Source organism: Spirosoma daeguense (assembly GCF_054776875.1).
This window is the reverse complement of sequence record NZ_BAAHBF010000010.1, coordinates 291,093-315,280: the sequence shown is the minus strand read 5'-3', so window position 1 is coordinate 315,280 and position 24,188 is coordinate 291,093. Positions and strand designations below refer to the sequence as shown.

At 47.6% G+C, this 24,188-nt stretch carries 20 protein-coding genes; 4 read left to right on the top strand and 16 right to left on the bottom strand.

What is annotated here, in order from left to right; all coding sequences use genetic code 11:
• The first annotated feature begins 115 nt into the window (after positions 1 to 115).
• Positions 116 to 6,196: an alpha-2-macroglobulin family protein gene (locus ACYVD4_RS28835; protein WP_460951536.1), complete on the top strand. Its 6,081-nt coding sequence runs from the start codon at positions 116 to 118 to the stop codon at positions 6,194 to 6,196.
• On the opposite strand, the gene ACYVD4_RS28830 is transcribed toward ACYVD4_RS28835, so the two are convergent.
• From ACYVD4_RS28830 to ACYVD4_RS28755, 16 genes are all read right to left on the bottom strand, one after another.
• On the bottom strand, positions 6,193 to 6,498 hold the full coding sequence (locus tag ACYVD4_RS28830; protein ID WP_460951534.1) for a hypothetical protein: 306 nt from the start codon (positions 6,496 to 6,498) through the stop codon (positions 6,193 to 6,195). The two genes, ACYVD4_RS28835 and ACYVD4_RS28830, sit on opposite strands and share 4 nt — an antisense overlap.
• 439 nt (positions 6,499 to 6,937) lie before the next feature.
• Positions 6,938 to 7,333: a Rid family detoxifying hydrolase gene (locus tag ACYVD4_RS28825; RefSeq protein WP_460951533.1), complete on the bottom strand. Its 396-nt coding sequence runs from the start codon at positions 7,331 to 7,333 to the stop codon at positions 6,938 to 6,940.
• 77 nt (positions 7,334 to 7,410) lie between these two features.
• Positions 7,411 to 7,746, bottom strand: a complete 336-nt coding sequence (locus tag ACYVD4_RS28820) for a phage holin family protein (protein WP_460951531.1) — start codon at positions 7,744 to 7,746, stop codon at positions 7,411 to 7,413.
• Positions 7,747 to 7,836: 90 nt separating this feature from the next.
• Entirely contained in the window at positions 7,837 to 8,460 is a 624-nt protein-coding gene (gene hisIE / locus ACYVD4_RS28815; protein ID WP_460951530.1) for a bifunctional phosphoribosyl-AMP cyclohydrolase/phosphoribosyl-ATP diphosphatase HisIE, read from the bottom strand.
• 17 nt (positions 8,461 to 8,477) lie between these two features.
• Positions 8,478 to 9,278 (bottom strand): tryptophan synthase subunit alpha, encoded by an 801-nt coding sequence (gene trpA, locus ACYVD4_RS28810; protein WP_460951529.1) that lies wholly within the window; start codon positions 9,276 to 9,278, stop codon positions 8,478 to 8,480.
• A gap of 9 nt (positions 9,279 to 9,287) precedes the next feature.
• Entirely contained in the window at positions 9,288 to 10,487 is a 1,200-nt protein-coding gene (gene trpB, locus ACYVD4_RS28805) for a tryptophan synthase subunit beta (protein WP_460951527.1), read from the bottom strand.
• A 5-nt stretch (positions 10,488 to 10,492) separates the two neighbouring features.
• The gene (locus ACYVD4_RS28800) at positions 10,493 to 10,885 is read right to left on the bottom strand and encodes a PIN domain-containing protein (protein WP_460951525.1); all 393 of its coding nucleotides are present in this window, start codon (positions 10,883 to 10,885) and stop codon (positions 10,493 to 10,495) included.
• Positions 10,882 to 11,091 carry a hypothetical protein gene (locus ACYVD4_RS28795; RefSeq protein ID WP_460951524.1) on the bottom strand — a complete coding sequence of 70 codons (210 nt, stop codon included), beginning with the start codon at positions 11,089 to 11,091 and terminating at the stop codon, positions 10,882 to 10,884. The genes ACYVD4_RS28800 and ACYVD4_RS28795 overlap by 4 nt, the downstream gene beginning before the upstream one ends.
• 49 nt (positions 11,092 to 11,140) lie before the next feature.
• Positions 11,141 to 11,785, bottom strand: coding sequence for a phosphoribosylanthranilate isomerase (locus ACYVD4_RS28790; RefSeq protein ID WP_460951522.1), 645 nt, complete (start codon positions 11,783 to 11,785; stop codon positions 11,141 to 11,143).
• An 11-nt stretch (positions 11,786 to 11,796) separates the two neighbouring features.
• Positions 11,797 to 12,606: an indole-3-glycerol phosphate synthase TrpC gene (gene trpC / locus ACYVD4_RS28785; protein WP_460951520.1), complete on the bottom strand. Its 810-nt coding sequence runs from the start codon at positions 12,604 to 12,606 to the stop codon at positions 11,797 to 11,799.
• A 69-nt stretch (positions 12,607 to 12,675) separates the two neighbouring features.
• Positions 12,676 to 13,665 (bottom strand): anthranilate phosphoribosyltransferase, encoded by a 990-nt coding sequence (trpD, locus tag ACYVD4_RS28780; protein ID WP_460951518.1) that lies wholly within the window; start codon positions 13,663 to 13,665, stop codon positions 12,676 to 12,678.
• A gap of 10 nt (positions 13,666 to 13,675) precedes the next feature.
• Positions 13,676 to 14,371 carry an SAM-dependent methyltransferase gene (locus ACYVD4_RS28775; protein ID WP_460951517.1) on the bottom strand — a complete coding sequence of 232 codons (696 nt, stop codon included), beginning with the start codon at positions 14,369 to 14,371 and terminating at the stop codon, positions 13,676 to 13,678.
• Positions 14,368 to 14,934 carry an anthranilate synthase component II gene (locus ACYVD4_RS28770; protein ID WP_460951516.1) on the bottom strand — a complete coding sequence of 189 codons (567 nt, stop codon included), beginning with the start codon at positions 14,932 to 14,934 and terminating at the stop codon, positions 14,368 to 14,370. Before ACYVD4_RS28770 ends, ACYVD4_RS28775 begins: the two co-directional genes overlap by 4 nt.
• 104 nt (positions 14,935 to 15,038) lie before the next feature.
• Entirely contained in the window at positions 15,039 to 16,487 is a 1,449-nt protein-coding gene (locus ACYVD4_RS28765; RefSeq protein ID WP_460951514.1) for an anthranilate synthase component I family protein, read from the bottom strand.
• Between the two features lie 396 nt (positions 16,488 to 16,883).
• The gene (locus ACYVD4_RS28760; protein WP_460951513.1) at positions 16,884 to 17,336 is read right to left on the bottom strand and encodes a DUF2141 domain-containing protein; all 453 of its coding nucleotides are present in this window, start codon (positions 17,334 to 17,336) and stop codon (positions 16,884 to 16,886) included.
• A gap of 113 nt (positions 17,337 to 17,449) precedes the next feature.
• The gene (locus ACYVD4_RS28755) at positions 17,450 to 19,363 is read right to left on the bottom strand and encodes a RecQ family ATP-dependent DNA helicase (RefSeq protein ID WP_460951511.1); all 1,914 of its coding nucleotides are present in this window, start codon (positions 19,361 to 19,363) and stop codon (positions 17,450 to 17,452) included.
• A 216-nt stretch (positions 19,364 to 19,579) separates the two neighbouring features.
• On the opposite strand from ACYVD4_RS28755, the gene msrB reads away from it, so the two are divergent.
• From msrB to ACYVD4_RS28740, 3 genes are all read left to right on the top strand, one after another.
• Positions 19,580 to 19,987: a peptide-methionine (R)-S-oxide reductase MsrB gene (gene msrB / locus ACYVD4_RS28750; protein WP_460951510.1), complete on the top strand. Its 408-nt coding sequence runs from the start codon at positions 19,580 to 19,582 to the stop codon at positions 19,985 to 19,987.
• A gap of 214 nt (positions 19,988 to 20,201) precedes the next feature.
• The gene (locus tag ACYVD4_RS28745; protein ID WP_460951508.1) at positions 20,202 to 22,796 is read left to right on the top strand and encodes a T9SS type A sorting domain-containing protein; all 2,595 of its coding nucleotides are present in this window, start codon (positions 20,202 to 20,204) and stop codon (positions 22,794 to 22,796) included.
• Between the two features lie 86 nt (positions 22,797 to 22,882).
• Positions 22,883 to 24,184 carry a D-alanyl-D-alanine carboxypeptidase/D-alanyl-D-alanine-endopeptidase gene (locus ACYVD4_RS28740; RefSeq protein ID WP_460951506.1) on the top strand — a complete coding sequence of 434 codons (1,302 nt, stop codon included), beginning with the start codon at positions 22,883 to 22,885 and terminating at the stop codon, positions 24,182 to 24,184.
• Positions 24,185 to 24,188: the final 4 nt, after the last annotated feature.

Here is a 24,188-nt window from a genome sequence, read left to right as displayed (position 1 = left end):
AAGTCACCAAATCGCAGATTAAACCCTTTCGTGTAGACCAGAGTCATAGTAGCGACCGTTGTGGTAAAACAATCTTTTTTTCATCTATCCCAACAACCGTTCATTGCTACGTACTATGCATTCGTATCTAACTATTTTTTTCATATTGGCGGCTTTGGCTGCATCGGGTCAGAGTCGGCCACAACCGGATTATGCTCGTGATTGGAAACGGGCTGATTCGTTGGTTGCCAAAGGGTTACCTAAATCGGCACTTGAGATTGCCGAACGGATTTATAAAGAAGCCAAAGCACAGAAAAACTATCCACAGGTAGTCAAAGCCGCCATTCGCCGACTCTCGTTTCGGGCCAGTTCCGATGAGGATAGTTATAAAGAATTAGTAAGAACACTGAAGGCTGATGTTGCCGAAACGCCTGAACCCGCTAAATCGATTCTACAATCGGTGCTGGGCGATACGTACTGGCAGTATTTTCAACAGAATCGCTACAAATTTTATAACCGCACTACGGTAAATACAGACGTTCAGGGTTCGAAATCGAACGTAGCAGCCGATTTTACAACTTGGGATGCCCAGCAACTGGTTGGTGCAGTTACGGACGCTTATCTGGCTTCGGTACAATCGAAAGCATTATTGCAGAAAACGCCAGTATCGGCCTACGATGCGTTGCTGGAAAAAGGTGATCCGGAAGCACGTGCGCTACGTCCGACTCTTTATGATTTGCTGGCGCATCGGGCTATCGATTTTTTCCAGAATACCGAACCCGATTTACTACGTCCAGTCTTTCGCTTCGAATTAGATAAACCCGCTTATTTTGCGAACCCCGCCAATTTTGTAAAGCAAACTATCCAGAGCCGGGATTCGCTGTCGGGTCGGTATCAGGCGTTGCTGCTGTATCAGCAATTAATTTCACAACATCTGCCCGATGCGAATGCGGATGCATTGGCCGATGTCGACGGTTTACGGCTGGCGTTTGTGCATCGGTACAGTGTTTTGCCAGAGCGCGATACGTTGTACCGGAAAGTGCTTGAGCAACAGATTGTTCAGTTCAAAAACAAACCTGCCGAAGCGTCTTACGCCTATCAGTTAGCCGAATTTCTAGCCGACTACGGCGGGCCAATACGTCCACTATTGAACGACGATGATCCACTCAATCCGCCTGTAAACCCGAAACGCTGGAATCACAAACAGGCGGCTGATATTTGCCGGGATCTGGAAAAACGGTTTCCGAAAACAATGGCAGGTAAACAGGCGATACAGTTGTTAGCCCGGTTGCTACGTCAGAGTTACACCTTGCAGGTCGAGCGGGTCAATATACCCGCGCAGCCGTTTCGGGCATTGGTAAATTACCAGAACGTCAATAAGTTGACCTATCGGATCATTCGCTCGTCGGTATCGGAACTGCAATCGTATCGCGAGGATATGATTGATGAAAATCGCAGGAAGCGGACGTTCGCTACGTGGCTGAAGCGTCCGGTTTTGGCCGAAAAGTCAATAACATTACCAGATGATGGCGATCTGAACACGCATTCGGTTGAAGTGCCGTTGAATGCTTTGCCCATCGGCCATTATTTGCTACTGATGACGTCTGACGAGGCTTTCCGTGAAAAAACGGAATCGGTGCAGTATGCAGCTTTTACTGTATCGTCGCTTGGTTATATAGCCGATTCAAACTGGAAACAGGAATCTGGTCTGAGTGTCTTTGTGACCAATCGGCAAACGGGTGAGCCGATTCAAAATGCGAACGTGAATGTGCTGGAAACCAACTGGTCGACGTTAAAAGGGCGTAATGCAACAACAACCGATGCCAATGGGCGGGCGCAGGTTATGTCTTCAGGTGCGCCACAGAATGGATTTTACTGCCTAATTACGTCCGGGAAAGATACGTTACTTTCTGATCGACAGTATAGTTATGGAAACTCGACTGAAAATGAAACCAATGCGCAGACACAAGCTCGTTTATTCACCGACCGTGCTATTTACCGACCGGGGCAACCAATTTATGTAAAAGGACTGGTGTACAATGGGAAATCGAATCAATTTGCGGTTTCGGCCAATCAGGATGTTACGATTGAATTACTCGATAATAACGGGCAATCGGTTGCCAAACAGACGTTAAAAACCAACGAATTTGGTACGTTCAGCGCGAACTTTACGGCTCCCGTTGGGCGCGTAACGGGCTCAATGACGTTGCAAACGCCTTATGGCGGCACCAGCATCAGCGTAGAAGAATACAAACGACCAACATTCGAAGTAAAAGCCAAACCAATAAAGCAGGCGTTTAAACTTGGCCAAACCGTTACGCTTTCGGCCGAAGCCAAAACCTTTGCGGGTGCTAACGTCGACGGCGCAGAGGTGCGTTACCGCGTGATGCGCCAGCTCCGCCCTCGCTGGACGTGGTGGTATGTTCCCCGTAATACAAATCAGACTGAGATCGCCAATGGAATCGCTCAAACCGATGTACAGGGCAATATTCGTATTACGTTCGAAGCGACACCCGACCGCGAACAGGCACGGGCAACCAACCCAGTTTTTGATTTCAACGTAACAATTGACGTAACAGATCGTGCTGGTGAGACACGTAGCGCAACACAAACGCTACGTATCGGTTACTCGGCTTTACAGGCGAATCTGGAAATTCCCGATCAGATCGACATTACTAATCCCGACGATTTCCGGCTACGTGTCACAAACCAGTCGGGCGAGAAGGTATCGGCGAAAGGACAATTGACGGTTTATAAACTGCAAACACCTACGCGCCTGTTACGTCCTCGTTTGTGGAGTCGACCTGATCGGCAATTGCTGAGTAAGGAAGAATTCGAAAAGTTGTTCCCGAATGATATTTATGCCAATGAAAATGACCCGCGTTCGTGGGCAAAAGGTAACGTAGTACAACAGAAAGCCTTCACTACGTCGGCCGATTCGCTGATTAAACCCGACATAGCACGCTACGTTCCCGGCGAATACGTAGCGGAAATAACCGTAACCGATTCGGCTGGTGAAACCAATAAAGAGCAGGCGTTTTTTGCCGTGGTCAATGAGAAACAACCCATTGCTTCGGCGCGTCCCGATAGTTGGGTGCAGATTCGGAGAGACAAAGTGGAAGTTGGTCAGGAAGCCGTATTCTGGGTAGGCAACAGTTTGCCTGGTTGGGTGATGATGCGGGTGGAGGAAGATCATAAAACGGTTCGGGAGGAGTGGCTCAAAACAGATGGCAAGCCACTTCGCGTTACGTTGCCTGTAACGGAAAAACAGCGGGGTGGTTTTGCCGTACATTTTACAATGATTCAACTGGGGCGGCTTTATCAGAAATCGCAAACCATTACAGTGCCATTCACCGATAAGCAGTTGAGCATCGAAACGAAAACGTTCCGGAGCAAACTCAAGCCCGGCGAGCGTGAAGAATGGACGCTGACTGTAGGCGGTTTACAGAAAATGCCTGCCGAAATGGTGGCAACACTGTATGATGCGTCGTTGGATGCGTTTTCGAAACTTGAGTGGCCAGTGTCGTTTTATAGTGCGTATTCACCAATTTTCTACGGCTGGCGCTCGGGAGCGTTCACTAGTCAATCGGCTAATCCACTGTTTTACAACTACAAACCAGAACAGCCTGTGCCACTACGTCAGTACGATCAATTGGCAGTTGGTGGCGGAAAAACTATTCGGATTCGGGGCGTTGCCAGAGGAGGGGCGGCACCTGAGATGAAGTATTTAGGCAGAGCGTATAGTAAAACTGCTGCACCAGCAGCGGCTGTTATGGAGCAAGATGCGCTTGCGCTTAACGAAGTTGTAACGGTAGGTTACGGGAAAAGTAAAGGCGAAACTGCCGAAACAAATCCACCAGTAAATCCTCGTCGGAATTTCAACGAAACAGCCTTTTTCTTACCGCAACTTCAAACCGATGCGGAAGGGAAAGTAATTCTGAAGTTTACGATGCCCGAAGCCCTCACGCGCTGGCGTTTGCTGGCTTTTGCGCATACAAAAGACCTAAAAACGGGTACGTTAGAGCGCGAAATCGTAACGCAGAAAGAGTTGATGATTACGGCTAATGCGCCCCGTTTTCTACGCGAAGGCGATACGATTCGGGTGATGGCGCGTGTCAATAATCTGAGCGAAAAATCATTGCCCGTAACGGCAAATCTTACGTTGCTGGATGCCTTGACCGGTGAACCGATCAGTCAGAAACTCGGTCTTTCGGTACTGCAAACCAACGTAACGGTGGCCGCTGGGCAAGGTCAGGCGGTGGGCTGGACCTTGGTTGTTCCCGGTGGATTAGATGCTGTTACGTGTCGATTCACGGCGCAATCGGGCAATTTTACCGATGGCGAAGAGTTTTCGGTGCCGATTCTGCCCAATAGGATGCTCGTAACCGATACGCAGCCGTTTTGGGTAAACGGTTCAGGCAAGTTGGCAGTGACGAAGGAGTTTAAGCTGAAACCACTGACAAATCTAAGCCCGGAATTACCCGTTCGCCATGAACGGCTGACCGTAGAAGTGACCAGCAATCCGGCTTGGTATGCGCTGCAATCGCTGCCGTATCTGATGGAATATCGGTATGAATGTGCTGAGCAGTTATTTGGCCGATTCTACGCCAATGGTTTAGCCGCTCACATTGTAGGTAGCAAACCCGCATTTCGGCAGGTGATTGCTGAGTGGCAGAAAAATTCGCCTAAAAGTCCGCTTCAGACCAATGAAGAATTGAAAGCTGTTACGTTGGAAAACTCCCCCTGGTTAGCTGATGCCCGTTCAGAAACCGAACGGCAGGCCAAATTAGGCCAGTTGCTAGATGCAAATCGGATGGAGAACGAGCTACGTCAGACCTTCGAGAAACTAAGTCAACTACAAACTCAAAGCGGAGGATTCCGGTGGTTTGGCGGTATGGATGCCAATCTTCCGATTACGTTGCATATTCTGAGTGGTTTCGGGCATCTGCAAAAATTAGGTGTGCGCCTTCCCGATGATATGCAACCGAAGCTGAAAGAGATGCAGGACAAAGCTATTCAGTACGTTGATGCTGAACTGAAACGTTGGGTAGGCGAACAGAAAAAACTGGATCAGCAAAAGAAAAATAAAGTGGCTGGAAACTGGTATTTCTCGGCAAGCCAGTATCTCTACGCCCGGAGTTTTTACCTCAATACGTTCATCGACAAAGCTATGCTGGCTTATCTGAAGCAGAAAGTTGCCGAAGACTGGACGAAACAAAGTTTACAGGGACAGGCGCTGTCGGCGATGGCTTTGTTTCGCTTTGGCGATGTGAAAACGGCAGAAGGAGTGCTACGTTCGCTACGTGAGCGCGCACGCGAATCGGAAGAATTAGGCATGTACTGGCCCGACAACCAGAGCGGTTTGTACTGGTATCAAACACCTATCGAAACGCAGTCATATATTATCGAAGCGTTTGAAGAAATCAAGCCCGACCACGCGGCTACGGATAATATGAAACGCTGGTTGCTACGTCAGAAACAAACGCAATCGTGGTCATCGACCAAAGCCACAACCGAAGCTATTTATGCCTTGCTGCTACGTGGTAGCGACTGGATGGGTACGGGCAATACAACGCAGGTAAGTTTGGGTGGAAAATCTATCGAAAGCCGGGTTTCGAAATCAGATGCCATAACAGGTTACGAAAAAGTGACCTATGCCGCTGCTGAAATCAAACCAGAGATGGGAACGATTCAACTTACTAAAACTTCCGATGGTCCGGCCTGGGGAGCTTTATACTGGCAGCATTTTGAGCCGCTCGACCGGGTTATGCCGGGCAGTGCGGGTTTGTCGGTCCAGAAAACGCTTTACGTTCAAAAAGATTCACCGAAAGGGCCAGTCATAACGGCAGTTTCGCCCAAAACAGCACTGAAACCCGGCGATTTGATTAAAGTACGTTTAGTGCTGAAAACTGACCGTGCGATGGAATATGTACATCTGAAAGACAGTCGTGCATCCGGTTTTGAGCCTGTAGCGGCTTTGTCGGGCTACAAGTTTCAGAACGGTTTGGGTTATTATGAATCGCCACGTGATGCCAGTACAGATTTCTTTATGAGTTATTTACCCGTAGGTACGCATGTGTTTGAATACGACCTACGGGTTGCCCAGACGGGCGATTTTTCGGCGGGTGTAGCTACGGTACAATGTTTCTATGCACCAGAATTTGCAGCTCATTCGGTTGGTGAACGAGTACGGGTAGGTGCTGCCAGTCAACGTTAATTGCAGGAGCTGGCCAGATCGGCGCGTGCTTTTTGGATGGCTTCAACCTGTGCCTTAGTTACAAAGCTACAGTTTTGCGCTACTGCCAGATAAGCGTCATAAGCCGTAACCACTGCTTTGCAGTTTGCCGTTGTGGGTGAGTTTGCATAGGTGGTGACGGCTGCTGTGTAAGCGTTCGATCTGGCTGTAATGTTAGCCTGAGTGCAATCACCTCCCGGAGCAGGGTCGTTGCTGCTTTTTTTACAGCTTAGCGCAAATGTGAACATAACCAGCAGGATGGCGAGAAAAGAGCGTGTTTTCATAGACGCAAATAAAATGATTGGTGAATGGGGCTAAGATAGTGGTAGCGATACGTAGTACTATCTAATGAGTTAGTTAACGGTTCTTTTCAGAAACGTATTACACAAAAAAGCGCTGGTCAAATTGGCCAGCGCTACGTAGTAAAAAAATAGATGTATTGCGGTTGTCTCAGACAGCAAGATGCTGTCTGTATTCCACTAGTGCTTTGCCAATTTTATTGTTAGATACGAATTGAACAGAATTTTGTCTGGGCCAAGCTCCAGCTTGGGCCGTTAAATTAGTCACCAAAGCCAAGCTGGAGCTTGGCCCAGACAAAATTCTAATCTTTAATTTTGGTAGAGTACTAGTAGTTGGCTGGTCTATAAAATTAAGCCTACGGCTCAGACAGCATCTTGCTGTCTGGGACAACTTAGTTTCAGTAGGCTGTAGACCTATTACGTACTATGCAGATACTTTATCCGCGTTTCTGATGGCGATGGCTTCTAATTCTATACCGAAACCATAGTGAAGTGGAGAACAGGGAATAACGGAACGGGCTGGCCGGTGCTCCCCAAAAAACTGGGCGTATAATCGATTGACATCGCCCCAATTACTGATATCGGAAATAAAGACTGAGACTTTTACTACGTCTTCCCGCTTGCTCCCGGCGGCACATAGAATGGCGTCGAGATTGGCCAGAATCTGTTCTGTTTGTTCGGGAACACTAGCATCCGTCAATTTTTGTCCGGCGGGCGTAATAGGTAAAATTCCGGAAATGAACAGGAATCCGTTATGCGCAACTGCCTGCGAATAATGACCGCCGGGCACTGGTGCTTCTGGTGTTTCGATAAATGTCATAGTCTTGAGTGAGGGTTATAACAAGAAACGCCATATCTATCAGACATGGCGTTTCTTGTTAACTGCAAAATGTAAACTTACACAATCGCGTCGATGAGTGACGTAACAAGCGATACAACAATGCTGAACAACAATGCTGCGATAAAACCCGTTACGTGAAAATTGGGAATTAGGTAAGATGTTAGATATACCATCAGTACGTTCAGTACCAATAGAAATAGCCCCAACGTAACAATGGTAATAGGAATGGTTAGAACCGTTAGGATGGGTTTTATGAACGCGTTCAGGAAGCCAAGAACAACAGCTACAACCAGATACGTGCCAGGGCCGCCTGTTACGGACACACCCGGAATGAAGTACGTAGCAACCCAAACGGCTACTGCGCTAATCAGAATACGAATAATTAATCCCATGGGAGCGAATGGTTTAAATGATTACTGTATTGAAAACGGGTCGCCTTATAAGACGACCCATTTCCGAAATGACAAACTGTGTAAGGCTGGCTATTGTTTTACGTGCCGATGCTCTAAAACTGCGATAATATCGTCTAAATCAATATTTTTTTGCTCCAGCAGTACCAGAAAGTGAAAAAGCAGATCAGCCGCTTCCCCTTTAAAGAGATCGTCGTTGCTGTCTTTCGCTTCAATAACCAGTTCAACCGCTTCTTCGCCAACTTTCTGTGCAATCTTATTAACGCCCCGATTGAATAAAGTTGTCGTGTACGATTTTTCGGATGGATTAACTTTTCGGTCGTGTATGATGCTCTGAAGGTAATTCAGAAACTGACCTTTGCCAGCCGTTGCTGGTTTCTGATTGGCTTCTTCAAAACACGTATCGGCGCCTGTGTGGCAAACCGGGCCCACCGGATTGGCTTTAATCAGCAACGTATCGCCATCGCAATCGACCAGAATATTCTGAACGTGCAGAAAATTGTTGGACGTTTCGCCTTTCGTCCAGAGTCGTTGTTTACTACGGCTAAAAAACGTAACGACGTTTTCTGCAACCGTTTTATCGTAAGCTTCCCGATTCATGTAGCCGAGCATCAGAACTTTGCTGGTTTCGGCATCCTGAATTACGGCAGGAATAAGGCCGTCGGGCGATTTATCGAAATTAATTTCGGAATTCATACTGTAAAGGTAAGCGACTACGCCCGAATCGTTTGCACAAACTGACGAATGCTCTCTTCCGACGTACCATTTTCGGCCAAATGCCGGATAAACGCGCTGCCAACAATGGCTCCATTAGCGTATTGGCTGGCTGTATCGAACGTAGCATGGTCATTAATACCAAAACCAATCAGACGTGGATTCCGTAGATTCATGGATTCAATACGTTCAAAATAATCGCGCATCGAATCGCTGACGCCCTTCGTTGAACCTGTAATACTCGCCGACGAAACCATGTAAATGAATCCATCCGACTCCGCGTCAATTTTACGAATCCTGCTTTCTGACGTTTGGGGCGTAATGAGGTTTACGTTCAGAATGCCATACTTGCGGAACGTATCAGCGTATTCATCCAGAAATAAATCTAATGGAAGATCGGGCAGAATAACCCCATCGACGCCTACTTCCTGACATTTCTGGCAGAAATTTTCGATACCAAACTGAAGCACGGGATTGATATAGCCCATCAATAAAATGGGAACCTGAACGCCAGTCTGCTCATCGCGACAGTTTTCCAACTGATCAAACAGCGTTTTAAGCGACATGCCATTGTCAAGCGCTTTTCCGTTGCTCTGTTGAATGGTTTCGCCATCGGCAACCGGATCAGAGTAAGGCATACCGATTTCTACTAAATCGACGCCAGCGGCCTGCAACCCGCGCAGAATGGTTACGGTATCGTCCAGATTTGGAAAGCCAGCGGTAAAATATACGTTTAACAACCGTTCGCTTTTTTGCGAAAACAGGTCAGTTATCCGATTTTGGGTAAGTTCTTGAGTCATGGTTTGCAGCTACAAATGTTTTGAATACGTAGCTAAATCTTTGTCGCCCCGGCCCGACAGGCAAACAACCACTACGTCGGTCGGTTTAAGGTTCATTTTTTCGAGAGCTGCTAGCGCATGTGCTGATTCCAGAGCTGGAATAATACCTTCGAGTTTACTTAGCTGAAAACCCGCTTCCAAGGCATCGGCGTCGGTAATGGCATAAAAATCACCCCGTCCTGAATCGAACAGGTGAGCGTGTAAAGGACCAATGCCCGGATAATCCAGACCAGCCGAAATGGAGTAAGGTTCAACCACCTGACCATCTTCGGTTTGCATCAGAATGGTTCGGCTTCCGTGTAAAACGCCCGGTTTTCCCAGCGCCGTTGTTGCTGCCGAATGTCCCGACGTAACGCCCTGACCAGCCGCTTCAGCCGCTACTAGCCGTACTGAAGGCTCATTGAGGTAATGAAAAAAAGCTCCGGCCGCATTGCTGCCTCCGCCAACACAAGCTACTACGTAGTCAGGATTCTCACGACCCGTTTTGGCAACAAGCTGCTTCTTGATTTCTTCGGAAATAACCGATTGAAACCGGGCAACCATATCCGGGTAGGGGTGAGGCCCGACTACCGAGCCAATAATATAGTGCGTATCGACCGGGTTGTTAATCCAGTGACGCATGGCTTCGTTGGTCGCATCTTTCAATGTCTGGCTGCCCGATTTTGCCGGAACAACCGTAGCACCCAGCATCCGCATCCGGTCGACGTTGGGTTGCTGACGTTCCATGTCGATGCTGCCCATATAGACAATACATTCCAGACCCATCAAGGCGCAAACGGTAGCCGTTGCCACTCCGTGCTGACCCGCTCCGGTTTCGGCAACGATACGTTTCTTGCCGAGTCGCTGAGCTACCAGAATTTGCCCAATCGTATTGTTTACTTTATGCGCTCCTGTATGGCAAAGGTCTTCACGCTTGAGATAGATCGTAGCACCAATTTTTTCGGAAAGCCGTTTGGCTAAAAATAAAGGTGTTGGCCGCCCAACATAATCTTCCAGCAATTGCCAGAATTCGGCCTGAAAAGTAGGGTCGGCAATGATATTGAGGTAGTTCTGACGTAGTTCTTCTACGTTCGGATAAAGCATTTCGGGAATAAACGCCCCGCCGAAATGACCATAAAATCCTTTATCAGAAACCTCAAACGAGGTTGTTGGTTCGAGGGTGGTTTGCATGGTAATCAATGCTTAACTAATCGTAATCCTAAAGCAGTTAGATGATCGAAGTCATTATCTGTCGTGTGCAATTCTATGTCCAAGTACAAGGCTGTCGCAGCTATCCAGATATCGTTTTTGCCCATATTCCGGGCAGATGAGCCTAGTGAATATCCATCTAATTTTCCCTGACTATATGCATCTATTTCAGCGTAATACCTTATTAGGTCATTTGTTATGTCGACAGGCGGGTATTGTTCCACCATATCGCGCATGAAATCTAACTTTTGTACTCCCCAATCGGATTTCAACGCAAAAGCTTCAAGTTCACCGATGACAACAATAACCAATATTGTTCGGGCTGGTGGTAACGTTTTTTGCCGAATGTGCTGTATTAGTAAATTAGTATCGTAAATCATGCACCACGGTCGCCTTCTGCCAATAGTTCATCCATCCGCCGATTCTCTTCCTCTGTAAAATCTGGAAATTGACGAGTAAATGGAGTCTTGGGTATAACTGCGTCGAAGAAACGCTCTACCCCCCAACGTTTAATATCTTCAGGTTTATAGCTTCGCCCTCTCCTTAGTGGAGGAATCTCATCATCAAGTTTCTTTGTCGTTTCCATTAGCGTTGTTGTTTAACGGGTTAACAAGATGGACGCTGCAAAAAGTTGGCTAAACCGTTTCTTCCTCTTCAATCGGTCTGACCCGATTGATCAGTTCTTTTACTTTCGCTACGTCTTTCACACCGGGGGCTATTTCAACCTGACTGTTTACATCAACGCCATACACCTTCATACCTTTGAGTTGATCGAGCAGATTAAGATTATCCAGACCAATGCCTCCGCTGATGAAGAATGGTTTTTCATTATCGTAGCGGCTCAGGATACTCCAGTCGAACGTAACGCCGTTGCCGCCGGGCTGATCGCCTTTTGCGTCGAACAGGAAAAAATCGCACTGGGCTTTGAAGTTGTTGAGCATCGAAAAGTTGAATGACTCATCGACCCGAAACGCTTTAATAATGTTGATTCCCCGATTGCGCAGACTTCGGCAGTATTCTGGGGTTTCGGTGCCGTGTAGCTGAACGTATTGAAAATCAAATTTCTTTACGTTACGCAGGATGTAATCGGGACTGGCGTTGACAAACACGCCCACTTTCCGGATCGACCGGGGTAGGGATTTTACGACTTCTTCATCTAACTCGTCGCCAACAAAGCGAGGGGACTGGTCATAGAAAATAAATCCAACGAAGTCAGGACCAAGGGCGGCAATCTCTTTCAGGTTGTCGGCATCACGCAGACCGCACACTTTGATTTTCATGGCTGTACAAGTTAAATTGAGGGCGTTTTATATAGGTTAAATTCAGAAACCAACGTAGTAAGAGCCTGTGCCGGATTGTCGGTTTTCATAAATGCCTCCCCAATCAGGAAACCATCAAAACCCGCCCGAAACAACGAATACATCGTTTCTGCATCGTGCAACCCGCTTTCGGTAATTTTGGCGAACGTATCCGGAATCCGCTCAACCAAACGTAGCGATGTGTCTATAGACGTAGTGAACGTTTTCAGGTTGCGGTTGTTGACACCCACCAAATCGATATTTGGCGTCAAGCTTCGGTCGAGTTCTTCTTCGTCATGCACTTCAAGAAGTACCTGCAAACTCAAGTCGTGGGCCTGAAGGCTCAGTTCCGCCATTTCTTCGGCTGATAGACAGGCCGCAATGAGCAACACTACGTCGGCACCCCAAGCCTTGGCTTCGAGCAACTGATAGCGGTCAACGATGAAATCTTTACGTAGAATAGGAGTTTCCGGATTCGCCAGCCGAGCCGCTTGTAAATCAGCGGGTGTACCGCCAAAAAAGGGTTCGTCAGTCAGAACTGATAATACTGCTGCTCCGGCCCCAACGTATCCCTGTGTGGTTGCTGTTACGTCGGCTTTATCGTTAATAATGCCTTTGGAAGGAGATTTGCGCTTGAATTCGGCAATAATTCCCGTCGATTGAAAACTCTGAACGGCGTCACGTGCGGAAAGGCAATACCGCTTGAAGTCAGGCATTTGTTCCAGTGCAGTTACAGGCGTAATTTCTTTGCGCTGGGCTACTTCGATTCGTTTCTGGGCAATAATTTTATCAAGAATCGTCATACTTCGTTCGGTGGGCGAAAGAGGTTAACTGAAGGATGAAATTGCTACGTATCCTTCTACGTCTGTCGCTTAATCTTGAATCAATTTCTTAAAACTGGTTAACGCCCGACCACTTTCCAGCGATTCGCGGGCAATACTTATACCTTCTTCGCGCGTGGTTGCTTTTCCGGCTGCCAGTAAGGCCATCGCCGAATTCGCTAAAACGGCCTGCTTTTGAGCCGACGTAGCTTCGTTATTCAATACGTTCATGAATATCTGTGCCGATTCATCGAGGGTACTCCCACCCGCCAGTACGTCGGGAGTGAGTTTTTCCATGCCCAATTCGTCGGGTTCCAGAATCTGCTCGGTCTGGTTGCTAATGACTTTAAACGGCCCGGTGAGTGAAATTTCATCGTAACCATCCAACGTGTGCAGAATCATGAATCGCTTGTCGGTTTGCTGATAAAGGTACGCATATAATCGCGCCAATTCAAGGCTAAACACGCCAACGAGCTGTTTTTGAGGCTTCGCCGGATTAATCATCGGACCCAGTACGTTGAAAAACGTTTTCACGCCCAAATCCTTCCGAATGGGTGCTACGTTCTTCATGGCCGGATGGAATAATGGAGCGTGCAGAAAACAGATGCCCGCCGTTTCCATCTTGCGCTGCAACTCGCCCACGTCATTCGTGAATTTATAGCCCAGCCGTTCCATAACTGTCGACGAACCAACCAGTGATGATACACCGTGATTTCCGTGTTTGGCAACGCACTGACCTGCACCAGCCACGACAAAAGACGACAACGTTGAAATGTTGAACGTATCTTTTCCATCGCCACCCGTACCGCAAAGATCCATCGGGTCATATGCCGATAAATCGACGGGGAGGCAAAGTTCGAGCATGGCGTCGCGGAAGCCCTCTAGTTCTTCCAGACGGATACTACGCATCATAAACACAGTCAGAAAAGAAGCAATCTGTGCCGAATTGTATTCACCCCGACCAATGCCGAGCAATACTTCGCGTGCCTGGCTTTTTGTTAGCGATTTGTATTCAAATAATTGATTTAGAATGGCTTTCATTATTGACTAGTTAGCGGTTAGGCTCCGTAAAGTTTGTGGAAAGACGTAGCATTTGGTGTGCCCCTTTCTGGAAATGATAATCGACATTCACAATATCCGCCTGAATCCCCTTTGCCTGACATTCCATTACAACGGTAGACAAATAGGATGATGGCTGACCATCTAGTGAGATGATCGGGAAAATCCGAACATCGTTTGCCACACGGATTAGTTCACGTATCGATTCCAAATGAAACGTTTCGGATAGTTGCTCAGAATACAGAAAGAGCAAATGTGAACACAACACTACGTCGAACGAGCCGTCAGAGAACGGCAGTTTTGGTAATGAAATAGGCAGATAGCGACTTTGCTGCAAACCTTGTTCGTAATCACTCAGAAACAGATTCATCGCACGCATACGCTCATGGCATACCGACTCAACATCTCGAAAAGTTGTCCAGTTATACTGCTCACTATGTTCGTGTAGCTGACGTTTCACCGTTTGATACGTATCATCGATACGTTGTTTAAGCTCGGTTTCTGAAAAGATATAAATTGGGTCGATAGATACAACTGAGTGGCCCACTGCCGACATTTCCGCGTTGAAACTGGCTGGACCATCACCTACGCCTACTATGCGTTTGGATAAATCCGTGTCTGTAAGGTTGAACATTCGCTGATATTCGTCAAGTGTTCGGCCCCATGGTACAACCTCGGCTAGTTTCATTGTTTCAACCAGTTTTCAATCATCGTCACCCCGTTTTTGGTCAGCACAGATTCGGGGTGAAACTGTAAGCCGCGAACATCGTATTTCGTATGAGCCAGCCCCATAACACGGCCTAGTTCGTCAATGGCCGTGATACGTAGCTCATCGGGCATCGAATCCGGTACAACGGTCCAGGAATGATAACGGCCAACGGTCAATTCGTCGGGAATGTCATTAAAGAGCTTCTCGGTGCGATCGGTAACGGTTGCATGATGGGCAACACCGTGTAATACGTCGCCCAGGTTTTCCAGCCGAGCGCCGTATACTTCGCCGATACCCTGATGTCCAAGACAAATGCCCAGAATACTCTTGGTTGAGCCGTATTCACGTACCAAATCCTGCATTATACCTGCTTCTGACGGAATCCCCGGCCCCGGCGATAGCAAGATTTTGTCGTACTGCCCGACATCTTCGAGCGCGATTTTATTGTTCCGAATAACATCCGGTTTCTGTCCCAACTCACGCAGAATATACACGAGATTGTAGGTAAATGAATCGTAATTATCTAAGACGAGAAGTTTCATATTTTTAGGAGTTAGGAGTTAGGAGCGAGTAGTAAGAATCCGTCCGGCGGGTATAATGCGGCAGCATTCTCACTATGCACTCCTCGCTCCTAGTACTTCATAGTTTACAGTTGTTTTGCTTGCTCAAGAGCGGTTCGAAGGGCGGCCAATTTGTTGTGAACTTCCTGAAGCTCACTTTCAACCACCGATTTGGCTACGATACCGGCACCCGCCTGATAATACAACGTATTGTCTTTGCTCATGAATGTCCGAATCATAATGGCGTGGTTAAACTCACCATCGAAACCCATATACCCGATACTACCCGAATAAAAACTACGGCTGATATTTTCGTACCGGTCGATGAGTTGCATAGCCATGTGTTTGGGTGCGCCCGACAACGTACCAGCCGGAAACGTTTCAGCTACAATTTGCAGTGGATCAGCATCTTCTGTCAGCTCTCCCACAACTTTCGACACGAGGTGAATAACGTGCGAATAGTACTGAACTTCCTTAAACGTTTCTACTTTCACTACGTCGCAGTTGCGGCTCAGGTCGTTACGTGCCAGATCGACCAGCATTACGTGCTCCGCCGATTCTTTAGGATCGTCATACAGTTTCTGCGCTAGTTCAGCATCGCGTACGTCATCGCCCGTTCTCCGGAACGTACCGGCAATTGGATAAATGGTTGCCTGCCGTTTTTTGACAACGATCTGCGATTCAGGCGATGAGCCAAACAACTTGTAATTGCCATAATCGAAGTAAAACAGATAAGGCGAAGGGTTCAGAGAACGTAGCGCCCGATAAACATTGAATTCATCGCCCTGAAAAGGTGTCGAAAATCGGCGTGATAAAACAATCTGGAATACATCGCCCCGCTGGCAATGGTCTTTTCCCTTCTGAATAACGCTTCGAAACTCATCGTCCGTAAAATTGGAAACCTCCGGGCCAGCCGGGCTGAACGTATACGTCGGATAATTGCGGCTCGTAATCAGATCGCTGATATAATCTAATCCCTCGGTTGAGTCAGGATTGTGTGACTCATCACTTCCTTCAGGAAGGTAGCTATGCTCAAACAGGTGAAGCTCGTCCTTGAAATGATTGATGGCCAATACGTAGCGATAAACTGTAAATACAGCCGCCGGAATCTGGTTTTCGGTTGGTACCGCAGCCTCAAGCGTAATATCCTCAAAACCCTGTACCGACGGATAGCCAAAATAACCGAATAACCCATTGGTAATAAACGGGAAAGGCGCTTTTTCGTGCTTGAAGCTGTCTTTAAACTGTTGCAGCGCTTCCCGCATCGACTGAATCGGCAACACTTGTGTCTGTTCTGTTTCACCCGGCAATTGCGTCGTGAGCTTTCCATCCTGATACGAGAATCGGGCAACCGGATCGAAGGCGATGTACGAAAAACTGTTGTCGTTGCCGTGATAATCGGAGCTTTCGAGCAGAATGCTGTTTAGAAAGCGGTCGCGGATACGCAGGTAAATGCTTACTGGCGTAATGATGTCGGCCAGCATACGCTTGTGGCGGCTGACAACGCGGTAAGTGGGTTTTACATCAAGAGTCATAAATCTAGTCAAGTTGGCTCCGACAGGCTCCGGCTATCGGGTTAGTTACTGATTACTCGTTATTGCGATTCCAACAGCCGGAGTCTGTTGGAGCCAGACCAAAAAAATAAGGCTCACCGGGATGACGGTGAGCCTTTAAAACTGTGTTGGTAAACAACAATAGCGGCAACCCTCATCCCAACGTAGGAGAGTGCCACCACCAAATCATATTGTTAACCGTATTATTCATAGCGTTATATCGCTGTAAAATTTTCTGTTTGCTGATCGGGGCAACAGGATTCGCACCTTATATCCCGAACGTAGCACTGCGACAGTGCATTAAGGGCACAAATATAAAGCGTTTGCGGAATTCTGGTCAATGACCAATTATTTTTTTTAGAATTTTTTCAAAATGCATTACATTTCCATCAGACCGATACGGATGCTCTTGTTCTCATTCAGTTCAAACGAAGTCTGGTCGAAGTCGGGTGGCCCCATAAGCATCGTTACGTTCGAAAGGCCAAACGGTTCGGTTGGCATCTGGCCGGAGAAATCCAGTTTCTGATTGGCGTTTAAATCCTGATAAAGCCGAACCGCGTAACGTCCGGGAGCGAGTCCATCAAACGTAACACTGATTTCGCCCGATGGCGTTACGTCAATAGATTTAGGATTCTTCGATTCTCCATTAAAACTGGCCGGGCTATCGGCCAATCCAATGTATAATTTCCCCGTGCGATTGTTTATATTATGAACAACAACGGTGAGTGAATAGCCTTTAGTCGCTGTAGTCGACGTAGTAGAACTAGTCTGCTGAGCAGCAGCGAGATTTGTAAAAAATAAGACAGTAGCAAAGGCAATAATCGTTTTCATAGCTTGTGTTTGTCTTGGTTCGATGACACAAACATATAAGACCGCGATTTACGTTTTCACCCAAAGGGACGAACAGCAGGAATTTGGGACAAATGGTACGTTTAACGGGCTGACTAATCCAGATTCAGCGTTAGATTCCCACTTTTCGTGTATCGAATTTCTTCTTCGGCCAGCATTTGTTTAACAATTTGCGCGAGCGTATCGGTATCTGTTTGGGCAAAATGATGAGCAAGCTGTTTGGGTGGCACGCCGGGGCCGTTGGCAAGTGCTACGTATTCCCGAACCTGCTCCCGTATTGACGAAAGTGCGTTCTCCGCTTTTTTCTTCTTTTTAAGGCAATTGTCGCAAATGCCGCAGGCGTCACCCGGTTTTTCGCCGAAATAAGCCTGTAACAACCGCGTTCGGCATTGCGTAGCATGTTCAACATAAATGGTTGCCGCATTTACTTTACGTAGCGCCAGTTCTTTCCGACGATTCAGCTCCGCTACGTTGATCGGTAACGAAGGTGCGTCGAAGCGGGGTGTCAGGAAAGTAAGCTGGGGCTTGTCTTTCTGTTTTTCGTAAATCACTACGTTCCGTTGATGAAGCTGTTCTATCAGATTCTCTACTTCGCCCTGATTCATTAGATACGCACGCGCCAGCGTTGATTCAGAAATGGTTACGAAATCGGTAAATAATTCGCCACCATACAAGCGTAGTAATAGTTTCAGGAATGAATCGAAACGGGAATTCATAACCTGAAATTCGTATAGCTGCCGATTGTCCAGTATGATTGCCAGTCGGGAAGGATGATAATAGTTTTCGTTCAACTGAATGAATCCCTCAAGCTGAAGTTGTTTTAGGGCGTAGTGCGTTTCCTGCGGAGGAAGGCCGAACGTAGCGGTAAAAGCGCCCATGTCGAAGTCATAACTATTGAATTCGCCCCCACCAACCGGCACAGCCGTGTAATTAGCCAACGCCTGATAAACCCGACGTAGCATCTCGACGGGTTGATAGAGTTGCTCCGTGCGCGAACGTAGCGTTTCCAGATCGTTCGGCGTATAGAGCATAACGGCATACGCTTTTTGTCCATCGCGCCCGGCTCGGCCCGCTTCCTGATAATACGCTTCGAGCGAATCCGGTACGTCCAGATGCACCACAACACGCACATCCGGTTTGTCGATGCCCATGCCAAATGCATTGGTTGCCACCATAACCCGGGTTTTATCCTGAATCCAGGCATCCTGCTTATCCGATCGTTGCTGCGTAGTTAGTCCAGCATGGTAAAAATCTGCCGAAATGCCCTGTTTACTAAGCCATTGGGCAATCTGCTGGGTTTGCCTGCGGCTACGTACATACACCACCGCACAGCCCGGTACGTTGTTCAGCACACGTAGCAATCGGGATTCTTTATGCTCTTCCAGCACGGCTGAGTAGGATAGATTTGGACGGGCAAAGGTTTGCTTAAAAATCTGGGGAGTACGTAGCGTTAGCTTATCGACAATATCAGCCTGTACATCGGGCGTTGCCGAAGCTGTTAGGGCGATAATGGGCGTTGTGGGAATTAACTCACGAAATTCAGCAATTTGAAGGTAAGGTGGTCGGAAATCATAGCCCCATGCCGAAATACAGTGCGCTTCATCGACAGCAAGTAAGCAAACCGTCATCTGCTTCACCCGCTCGATCACAATTTCAGTGCGTAGCCGTTCGGGCGAGAGGTATAGAAATTTAAGATTGCCATAGATGCAGTTATCAAGCGTGGTATCGATTTCGCGATGGTGCATGCCCGAATAGATAGCAGCCGCAGGAATACCACGTTTACGCAGTTGCTCAACCTGATCTTTCATCAGGGCGATGAGCGGAGTGACCACAATGCAAACGCCCCGCATGGCCAGTGCTGGTACCTGAAAACAAATCGATTTTCCACCACCGGTTGGCATCAGTGTCAATACGTCCTGTTGTTCCAGCACAGCATTCACTACGTCCTCCTGCATTGGCCGGAACGTAGGATACCCCCAAAATTGCTGTAAAATCTGCCGGACAGTCAAAGTAATCAGTCGTTAGTTAAATTGGCCCCGACAGGCTCTGTCTGTCGGAATTGCCGGATGAGTTGTCGTTAGCCACTGCTGCTACACCAACGGGCACAGCCTGTCGGTGTCGATCATTTACCGACTATCACGCAAATTTACGGTGTAGAATAGACAAATCGGAAACGGAACAGTTTACGTTTATAGTTATATACTCAACCACTAGAATGAGCAGTTATGATTCAGAAAGTTATAAAATCAGACGAAGAGTGGCGCGCACAGCTCACGCCCGAACAATATCGTGTTACGCGTACGAAAGGTACCGAACGGCCCTTCACTGGCGAATATTGCGAAGCACACGACCCCGGCCTGTATGCGTGTGTATGTTGCGGCACCGAATTATTTGAGTCAACAACCAAATTTGAGTCGGGAACAGGCTGGCCTAGTTTTACCGAACCGATTGAGGAAGAGCGAATTAAACTAGAGAAAGACAATAGCTACGGTATGATTCGGGTCGAGGTGTTGTGCAATGTCTGCGACGCGCATCTGGGGCACGTATTTAACGATGGTCCACCACCAACCGGCATGCGCTACTGCCTGAATTCAGTGGCTTTAGTATTGAAACGAACTACTGACGCTACGTAGATTATCTAGTATACAATCTTCATGTGTATACCCGATGCTACGCTAAAAACAGGCGTAGCATTGCCCATTTAATCAAATAGTTTCCCATATTGCTTTGTATTTCAGGCCTGTTTTATTTATAATATAGGTTGTTAGGGAAAGTATTTGTCGAGAAAAGGCTATTCAGGTGAACATCTGAAGCAGAACTTAGCCTTGATAGTTACAGGTTTACACAATGAAGGACTGGAAGTTGAGGGAAGCTGGGTTGGTGCTGGGGTTCATGTTGGTCATGAATGGCGTAATCGCGCAGAAAGTAAATACCGTTTTACCAAACTCACCGATTGGAACCCCTGCTATTGGGCCACGAATTGAGTATTACAAGGCCGAACGTGACGCTCTTACACAAATAGCTGCTCCTAACATTTCGTTGAAAAAACTTGCCAACGGTCGGCTTGCGGCTCCTACGGCGCAGTTTGTTGTTACGTATAACGGATTTACAACCGAAGCAAAACAGGCTTTTCAGTATGCCGTAGATATCTGGTCAACGCTGATCGTATCGCCGGTACCGATTCGAATTCAGGCCAATTGGGTTTCGCAGAAACCTAATGTGCTGGGTTCGGCAGGACCAGCTACGTATCGGTACAATGCCGATGGCGGGCAGAGAGCCTATGCGTTTTATCCGATAGCACTGGCCGAAAAAATAGCCCGACGCGAACTGAACGGCACTGATGAACCCGACATTATCGCTGATTTTAACCGGAATAACGATTGGTACTTCGGCACCGATGGCAAAACACCAAAGGGGCAAACGGATCTGGTAACGGCCGTTTTGCACGAGCTGGCACATGGGTTAGGCTTCATCGGATTTTTTACAGTGGTTGGCGATAATGGCCTTTATACACAAGCTCTTTCATCGGTATATGATCAGTTTATCGAAACAGGTCAGGGAAAGCGACTGGTAACCTCAACGAAAGATTTTCCGAACGATTCGGAAGCATTGAAACTTCAGTTAGCTGGTCATAATCTGTATGTTAACGGGACAACACTCAAGCAGGTTACGGGCGACCGTGCCCGTTTGCACGCTCCGTACGATTTCGATCGGTCTACCAGTGTGTATCATTTGAATGAAGATACGTACCCGCCCGGTAGTATCAATTCGTTAATGACTCCTATGCTCGCTCAGGCAGAATCGATACACAATCCGGGGCCGATAGTGTTAAATTTTCTGGCAGATTTAGAGTGGAAAACAACGTCTGTGCTTCATGAGCCTATAATTGGTAGCGAAGATCCCGGCGACCTCGTTTTCAGTACACGGGTAATTAGTGACACCACGCTAACACCGAATTCGGTTCGGTTGCTTTACCGAAAAACGCAGCCAACCGCAAAAGATTCGGTATTTACAACCGTCACACCTACGCAGGTGGGCACTACTGGCGAGTACCGCTACACACTCCCATCAGCACAGGCGCAGGGCGACATATGGTACTATTTTGTGGCGAAAGACGGATTAGGACGAACCTATACCAATCCGGGTAAGCTAGCCGATGGTACACAGGTAGTACACCATACCCAGATGGGGCCCGATAACGTAGCGCCGGTTATTCAGTATTCGCCCACCAAAAATTACATATTTGCTTCGACAGCGGCAGACAGCCTGCCCATTTACGCACGAATTAAGGATAATCGGGCTGGTATTAGTGCGGCTTATGTCGAGTATAAAATCAACGGAGTAGCTCAGCCAAATCTAGCGTTGAGATTTTCCCGGCTTACCGTCAATAACGTTACGTACGATAGCATGTACGTCAATCGAATCAACTTTCCAGCTAATTCGTTGAAAGCGGGCGACAAGATTACGTATCGTATTGTGGCTGTCGATATGTCGAAAGCGAAAAATCAGACGTTCAATCCGGCCAATGGTTTTTACGAGATTCCGGTGTTGGCTCCGCGAGCGGCTCGTGATCAATACGTTAATACGTTTAGTGATGCTACGTCGGCCAATGATTTTATTGGATACGGCTTTAGCGTAACGACGGTTGCGGGTTTTAGCGACCCGGCTATTCATTCCGAACATCCGTACCGAAATGGCTCTGATTTTCGAGCACAGAGCAATTATGAATACGTATTACTGTCGCCAATCCGGGTAAAAACAAACCCTGACAGCGCCATGATTCGGTTCGATGAAATTGTGCTGGTTGAGCCGAGTGAGGCCGGAAGCAAGCTGGGCGATGCCAATTTCTACGATTATGTGATTGTGGAGGGTTCCAGTAACAACGGATTGACCTGGAAGCCGCTGGTCGATGCGTATAGTTCGCGCGATAAGACCGAATGGGCCAACGCATACAAAGCCAGTATCGTTGCTGATAATTCGACAACGGCGGGTGTTCCAGCCTTATATCGTCGTCGGGAAATTTCGTTATTGAAACAAGGGAGCGCCTTTAAAGCGGGCGACCAGATTCTGATTCGGTTTCGCCTTTTTGCCGACCAGTTGTCGTACGGCTGGGGATGGGCTATCGACAATCTGCGGATTCAGTCGGCTCCTCCGGTAATATTGGCTGAAGAACCGACCGCAGCCGCTACGTTCTCATTCTATCCCAATCCAGTAAATAAAGGGTCGATACGTATCGTTGCCGATTTCCCCAAAGTGGTATCTGAGGCCAATCTTTCGCTTACCGACGTATCAGGACAAACCATTCGTCAACAGGCATTAAAAGTGAGTGGCACGCGCGTAAACGAACTTTTCGAGATGGGGCCGTTGCCAACGGGACTTTACTTTTTGCAACTTAAAGCCAACGACCTGATACTGACCAAAAAAGTGCTGGTTGCTGAATAAGTTAAGGTTTTGACGCTACGCTGCTAATACGTTAATTTACGAGAATGAATATTCCGATAAACTAACGTATTGGTTACCATCGCCTGATGCGCTTCTTCTTCATAAAATCGCTGTGTTTTTTTAGTTTGCTGATTGTGATCGGGTGTTCTTCAGCCCGACGTATCACTCGTGCACTACGTACTGAATCGACTTATACGGATCATTTTACCGGCGTATCGCTCTACGATCCGGTTCGGCAACAATATCTGATTCAGCACAACGCCGACAAACCATTTACACCGGCATCAAATACCAAACTATTCAGCTTTTATGCGGGCCTGATTTCATTACGTGATTCGCTTCCGGCGTTGCGTTACGTTGTGCGGGGTGATTCGCTTATTTTCTGGGGTACGGGAAATCCATTGCTCTTGCACCCCGATTTGCCCGACACAACAGCACTGGCATTTCTCCGGAATCGATCAGAGAAACTGTTTTTTTCGGCCGAGAACTACGAAGGTCCGCGTTTTGGACCGGGCTGGGCGTGGGATGATTATAACGACGATTATTCAGCCGAATTAGCGCCAATGCCCATTTATGGGAATGTGCTGCGTTTTCCGAAAGGAACGTACACCGCCAATCAGATAAAACCACGTCAATTTGCCGATAGTATTCGAATTGCGGCAGAGAATAAAGGAGCAGGAAGTATTCAGCGTTCTGAATTTGCGAATCAGTTTACGCGACAATCAGATACCCAGAAAAACCGGCAGGACGTACCATTTCGATGGTCGTCGGATTTAGTAACACAACTGCTGGCCGATACGCTGCACCGACCTGTAGGGCTTGTCAGAATAGCTGTTCCGGCCAATACCCAATTGTTACGTGGTTCTTCGTCCGATTCGCTTTATAAACGGATGCTTCATGTGAGCGATAATCAATTTGCCGAACAGGTGTTGTTTATGATTTCGGCAGAACGTAGTGCGTCAATGCTGGAGCCTACGGTTGAATTGCGTCGAATAGCCGACACGCTTGGATTAACTACCCCGTCGGGACGTAACGTAGCGAGATGGGTCGATGGCTCGGGGTTATCGCGGTATAATGTGTTTACGCCGAACGTATTGATTGATTTGCTGGTGAAAATTTACCTGCTTGTTCCACAGCAACGCTTGTTTACGCTCTTGCCTGCATCGGGGCGGTCAGGTACGCTACGTAATCTGGATTTGAACGGAAAACCGTACGTATTTGCGAAGTCTGGCTCCATGACAGGCGTTTATAATCTGAGTGGCTACGTCCTTTCTAAGCGGAATAAATTGCTCTATTTCAGTATAATGCACAATAATTTTACGCAGTCGGTCAGCGAAATACGCCAACGGACGGCAGCGTTACTGAAAGAAATTCACGAGCGGTTTTAGGCTA